Source organism: Desulfurococcus sp., from assembly GCF_038881575.1.
Taxonomy (GTDB): domain Archaea; phylum Thermoproteota; class Thermoprotei_A; order Sulfolobales; family Desulfurococcaceae; genus Desulfurococcus.
In genome coordinates, this window is record NZ_JAVZPN010000018.1 from 1 (window position 1) to 5,951 (window position 5,951).

The window sequence follows — 5,951 nt, forward strand, 5'->3', positions numbered from 1 at the left end:
ATAACATTTGCTCTGAGCAGTTAAGTTTTCTAGCTAATCCATTAGCAATATCTTCTAAAGAAGGGCTATATCAGGTTTTAATAAAGCTCTTCAAAATGTAAGAAACATAGACCAGATAGTAAATAACAAACTGAACCAGACAAACACAGCTTTAGCTCTTGGCGGGCTAATTAACACTCCTGCCCTACAAAGAACGCAATCGGACATAATATCTAATTTAAATTTTGAGAAAGCTAATAGATTAGGTAGTTTGTTATCTCAAAGAGCTAATACTTTAAGCGGATTGATGAAAACTCCTTACGTTATAGACAGCGCTGAAATAAGTAATATAGGAGCAAGGGTTGGAGCTATTTCCGATATCAGCAGATTAAATATGCCTAGATAAAGCCGAATACATATATATCTTGGAGCAAGGTAGAATAGTTGCTGAAGGCTCGAGAGATGAGATAGTATCTAAGAAGATTGATGTAGTTAAGGCGTATCTAGGCATATAAACTATACTATCCCTAACAACCTCTTTCTTCACATATTAAAATATCACAATAGTTAGCTATAAATAGATTGTATAGGAGAAGGGAAACATGGATACGCTAAGCAGTGCTATGAGCATTTTATCATGGGGGCTTTTATTCCTTTCTCACATACTATCTTCTTCGATTTCTCATAGCCTGCATCCGCATGTCTTACGACTCCTAGTCCTGGATCAGCTGTTAATACTCTCTCAGCTCTCTCTTCTGATTCTTTTGTACCGTCTAGTACTAGGCCGAAACCTGCGTGTATAGAGTAGCCTATACCTACTCCTCCGCCGTGGTGGAAGCATACCCATGTTGCCCCTGCTGAGGCGTTTAGTAGAGCATTTAGTATTGGCCAGTCTCCGATGGCATCACTACCATCCTTCATCCCCTCTGTTTCTCTAAATGGACTTGCAACGCTTCCTGAGTCTAGGTGGTCTCTACCAATCCACATTGGCCCTATTTCTCCTAGTCTTATTAGGCTATTCATTAGTTTACCGAATCTAGCTCTCTCTCCGTAGCCTAGCCATACTACACGTGCTGGTAAGCCTTGGAATTTAACGTATTGTCTTGCTTTCTCAATCCATCTTACAAGCCTCTTGTTATCTTTAAATGTAGCTATTATCTCATCATCTAGCCTATATATATCTTTCGGGTTTCCTGTGAGGCTCGCGTACCTAAACGGTCCTCTCCCTTCCTCAAACATCGGCCTTATATATGCTTGTACAAACCCTGGGAATTCAAATGCATCCTTATATCCTGCTTCATAAGCCATCTTCCTAATATTATTACCATACTCGAATACAACTGAGCCTCTCCTCTTAAATTCTACCATAGCCTTAACATGTATCTTCATACTCTCGAGAGCCATCCTCTTATACTTCTCAGGATCCTCAACTCTAAGTTTCTCTGCTTCCTCAACGCTTAAGCCTAATGGTACATAGCTTAGGGGGTCATGGGCTGGTGTTTGGTCTGTAACAACATCTGGTATTATTCCTTGCTTTAGTATCTCATTATAAGCCTCTGCAGCATTACCTAGGAGACCTATACTTAAAGGTTCTCTCCTCTCTTTAGCTGTAAGAGCTATATCTAGGGCTTTATCTAGGCTATCAGTCCACGTATCTAGATACCCATGCCTTATTCTTCTCTCAATCATCCTCTTATCAACTTCAATAACTATAGCCACACCACCATTCATCTTAACTGCTAGAGGTTGGGCTCCGCCCATTTCCCCTAAGCCAGCTGTTAACACAAGCCTCCCTTCAAGAGTACCCTCTGGGAAATGTTGTTCTGCAGCGAAAGCAAATGTCTCATAAGTCCCCTGAAGTATACCTTGAGTCCCAATATAAGACCAGCAGCCAGCAGTCATTTGACCAAACATTGTCAATCCTCTACGCTCAAGCTCCCAGAATATATCCCAGTCAGCCCACTTAGGAACTAGCATAGCATTACTGATAACCACTCTGGGCGCCATCCTATGAGTCTTAAATATCGCAACAGGCTTACCACTCTGAACAACTAGCGTCTCATCCTCATCCATCTCCATTAAAGAATCAACTATAGTCTCAAAAGCATCCCAGCTACGAGCAGCCTTACCAGTACCCCCATAAACGATAAGCCTCTCTGGATCCTTAGCAACCTCTGGATCTAGAACATGGAATAACATCCTTAAAATTCCCTCAATCTGCCAGCTCTTACTCTTAACATGGAGATCCCAACCCTTAATATAGGATACACGTGGACTCTCATCAGGCCTATAATAACCCTCCTCAATAAGCCTACTAATAGGTCTACCCCTATACCTCTCTACAACACTAAACCCAGCCATAAAACTTCACCTCATAGTAATTGGAGTATTGGAAAATTAAAAAATTTAAGGAATAGCTTTTTTACCAGCACTTTTCTCCTCCCATGTAGGTACAGGGTAGTATAGCTTACTAGTAGCTACCTCTTGAGGCCATACGATAACCTTCTTACCATTCTGCCACTGCCCAATAATACTCACATGACCTATCTGATATCCTGTTGCTGGATCTATCTTGAATCTACCGAAGAATGTCATTATATCCATTCTATTAAATGCTTCTCTTACAGCATCTTGATCTAGGCTTTGAGCTGACTCGATAGCCTTAACAAGTAATATTATAGCGTTTGCTAATGATGCAGAGTATTCTGTAGGCTCCTCGTTATGCATATTTAGAAATAGTGTGTGGAACTCTTGAGGTAGAGGTCCAAAGAATTCTAGTCCGAGCTTTCTAGCTTGTTCCGGACCCCACCATACTCCAGGCTCCCATTCTGATGGGAACACTATACCCTCAGCTAATATCCCTAGACTTGTATAGTAATCTGGAACGCTTGGAGCTACATTAATAGCTATTAATTTAGCATTAACCTTTAGATCAGCCATCTGTTTAGTAATCGCGAGACCGTCGCTAAAGTGTGTACCAATTATTATTACGTCGGGTTTAATAGCTTGAAGCTCTATTAGAATAGATGTGAAATCTAAAGTTCCTATCGGGAAAGATCTATCATAAACTATAGTTAAGCCTAGTTCTCGGGCTTTAACTCTAACGCCCTCCGCTACTAGCCTGTTAAGCTCGTCTTCTTTCCATACTAAAGCTACTTTCTTAGCTTCAGGATCATACTTAACTAGCATATCTAGTACAGGGACCATATACCTCGAGGCTTGGGTCCACGTTGTGACAACATATTTAAAACCTTGCCTATTTATCATATCGGATGCTCCACCCCAGTTTACGAAAACCATCTTATACCTCTCAGCAACAGGAGCAGCTGCCATTACAAGTGTCGAAGAATAAGTACTGAGTAGGAAGTTTACTTTATCTACTGTTATTAGTCTTTCATATAGGCTAACTACTAGATCTCTACTACTCTCATCATCATAATACTTAATCTCTATTGGAACATGCTTACCACCAATTCTAACACCACCATAAATCTCATTAATCCACTTAACAGCAGTTAAAGCGCCTTTTAGGGCTAGCTGACCTTCCTTTGAGAAAGTTCCAGATAATGGTAATGTAAAACCTATTAATATCTTGTCTGGGACTTTAACCTCAACTGGAGATGTTGGAGTCGTGGTTACACCTATGGGAGATGTTGGTGTAGGCATAGATGCTGGGATCTCAGGTCTAGAGATATAGAGTACTGCTAGTAGAATTATTGATATGATGATAATCGCGGCAACATATATAATGTAGCGTGGTATACCGCTCGTCATATAACTCCCACCACATGTTCGAAATTATATAGTTCTTACAGGATTTATATTTTTTAGAATGTAGAGCATATTTAACCTTATACATATAGGAAGATATTTATGGTGTTTATTTTGAGGCTAGATGGTTTTAGGGTTCTAGATTTGACTAGATCTCTCGCCGGTCCTTTTGCTACGATGATTCTAGGCGATCTAGGTGCCGAGGTTATTAAGGTTGAGCCTCCTGGAGGCGATGAGACTAGACTTTGGGCTCCGTTTATTGATGGTGAGAGTGTATACTTTCTATCTATCAATAGGAATAAGAAGAGTATTGTTATAGATCTGAGAACTTCTGAGGGTAGAGATATATTGTATAAGCTTGCTAGCGTTAGTGATATCTTTATCGAGAACTTTAGACCTGGGGTTGCCGAGAAGCTAGGTATAGATTACAAGACTATTAGAGGTATAAATGATCGTATAGTGTACTGTTCTATTAGAGGGTTTGGAAGTGGCAGTCCTTACGAGAATAAGCCGGCTTATGATCTTATAGTTCAAGCTATGAGCGGTATAATGACTTCAACCGGTGAAGAGGGCAGACCTCCGGTTAGGATTGCTTTCGCACTCTTCGATATGGTTGCTGGTCTTATAGCTGCAAACTCTATATTATCAGCTCTATTAGAGAGGCAGAAGAGTGGTAGGGGTAGTTATATAGAGGTTTCACTATACGAATCAGCAGTTTTTGCTATGAGTTATATTGCTATGATATATTTACTAGGAGGAGTGAAACCTAAGAGATATGGTCACGCCCATCCATCGATAGTACCCTATCAAGCTTTTCAATGCTCCGATAATAAGTGGATAGCTGTTGCTGTGACTAATGATAGGTTCTGGAATAACCTCTGTAAAGCTCTAAACCTGAGCGATATATGTTCAGATCCTAGGTTTAAGAGCAATCCTGACAGGGTTAGAAATAGAGAAGAACTCATTAAAATACTAGAAGAAATCTTTAGCAGGAAACCTAGAGATTACTGGCTAAAAATACTAGAAGAACACGACGTACCTGCAGGCCCGGTTTATGAAGTTGATGAAGTATTCGAGGACCCCCATATAAGATCATCAGGCATAGTAGGAGTAGTAGAGCATAGCAGACTAGGTCAAATAAAACAACTACTATACCCAGCATTAATAGATGGCGAAAGACCTAAACCCCGAAGAGCTCCACCAGTGCTAGGAGAACATACGATAGAGATAATGAAGGAATTAGGATACACAGAACAGCAGATACAAGAGCTGGTGAGGAGAGGAGTGATATCAACCCCATCCAGCCAACAGCTCTAACCACTTAATCTAGTATCTAATCAATACCTAGGAGTTGAAGCCTCCTCTTATAAGAGGGTGCACATGGTGTGAGAAAAACCTGTACACATAATAGTAGGAAAGTTTCCTACAAGTAAGATGGTACTGTGGATTAAGAAGAGAGCTTAGAAGTAGAATATAGAGTATTACCGGCTTGGAGAATATCTAGGAGGATTCATGAATGGCGAGTATATTAAGTATAAGGAGAGGCAAGAATTTCTAGAAATAAATAGAGGAGAAAGACAGCGTAGCACTAATGCATAGAGAGAAACATTTCAAATATAGTGCTAGCATTGACAGCTGCAGCAACTATATACATAGGAAGAAAGTTTCTTCCAAAAGATGTTAGAACTCCCATATGGAGTGTCAGGGTCTAAGAAGACCTACTATTAATAGGCAACTAACACTCTTAAAACTGCAAACACAGTGCTCAGCGAAGGAAGGAAGCACGTCTCTGCGAATTTTTCCTTGTAAAAGAATAGGCTTTCTTCTTGTTTTAAAGGATTCTTTTCAGAGCTAGAGAAAAATTACGCAGGTTGAGGTTTGAATGGTGGTGATTCTGGTAATGATATGAAGGCTATTATCTGGAGTATTAATGCTACAAGGATCAGGATCCCTCCTACGAGTACTATTAGTAGGATTGCTCCTATGAAGTATAGAAGTCCTACAGTACGGAAAAGTTCTACTCCTAGGCGGTCTGCTACAAGAGAGTAGCTTTTTCTGAGGAAGTATGTTGAGATAATCATCACTATCCATGCTAGTACTAGAAACGCTATTATAGATATTATCAAGCCCACCAGATCAAGTGATTCTAGAGCATGATAAGGCCATGTATAGGTAGGGATAGAGATCGGGGGAAGCTCTCT

Annotated in this window: 4 protein-coding genes; 1 reads left to right on the forward strand and 3 read right to left on the reverse strand. The window is 40.3% G+C overall.

Annotated elements, in window-relative coordinates; all coding sequences use genetic code 11:
* Positions 1 to 600: 600 nt before the first annotated feature.
* Together hutU and QXV08_RS08785 are read right to left on the reverse strand one after the other, a co-directional pair.
* Positions 601 to 2,340: a urocanate hydratase gene (hutU, locus tag QXV08_RS08780; RefSeq protein ID WP_342821564.1), complete on the reverse strand. Its 1,740-nt coding sequence runs from the start codon at positions 2,338 to 2,340 to the stop codon at positions 601 to 603.
* Between the two features lie 45 nt (positions 2,341 to 2,385).
* Entirely contained in the window at positions 2,386 to 3,753 is a 1,368-nt protein-coding gene (locus QXV08_RS08785; protein WP_342821565.1) for an amino acid ABC transporter substrate-binding protein, read from the reverse strand.
* 102 nt (positions 3,754 to 3,855) lie between these two features.
* Here QXV08_RS08785 and QXV08_RS08790 point away from each other — a divergent pair, with 102 nt between their 5' ends.
* Positions 3,856 to 5,067, forward strand: a complete 1,212-nt coding sequence (locus QXV08_RS08790) for a CaiB/BaiF CoA-transferase family protein (RefSeq protein ID WP_342821567.1) — start codon at positions 3,856 to 3,858, stop codon at positions 5,065 to 5,067.
* 545 nt (positions 5,068 to 5,612) lie between these two features.
* Here the strand turns inward: QXV08_RS08790 and QXV08_RS08795 are convergent.
* Positions 5,613 to 5,951, reverse strand: a 339-nt coding sequence (locus QXV08_RS08795; protein ID WP_342821566.1) for a DUF996 domain-containing protein, incomplete at its 5' end; no start/stop codon positions are given.

Coding starts and splice junctions, on each gene's coding strand:
- hutU (WP_342821564.1), bottom strand. CDS start 2,340: ATGGCTGGGTTTAGTGTTGTAGAGAGGTATAGGGGTAGACCTATTAGT.
- QXV08_RS08785 (WP_342821565.1), bottom strand. CDS start 3,753: ATGACGAGCGGTATACCACGCTACATTATATATGTTGCCGCGATTATC.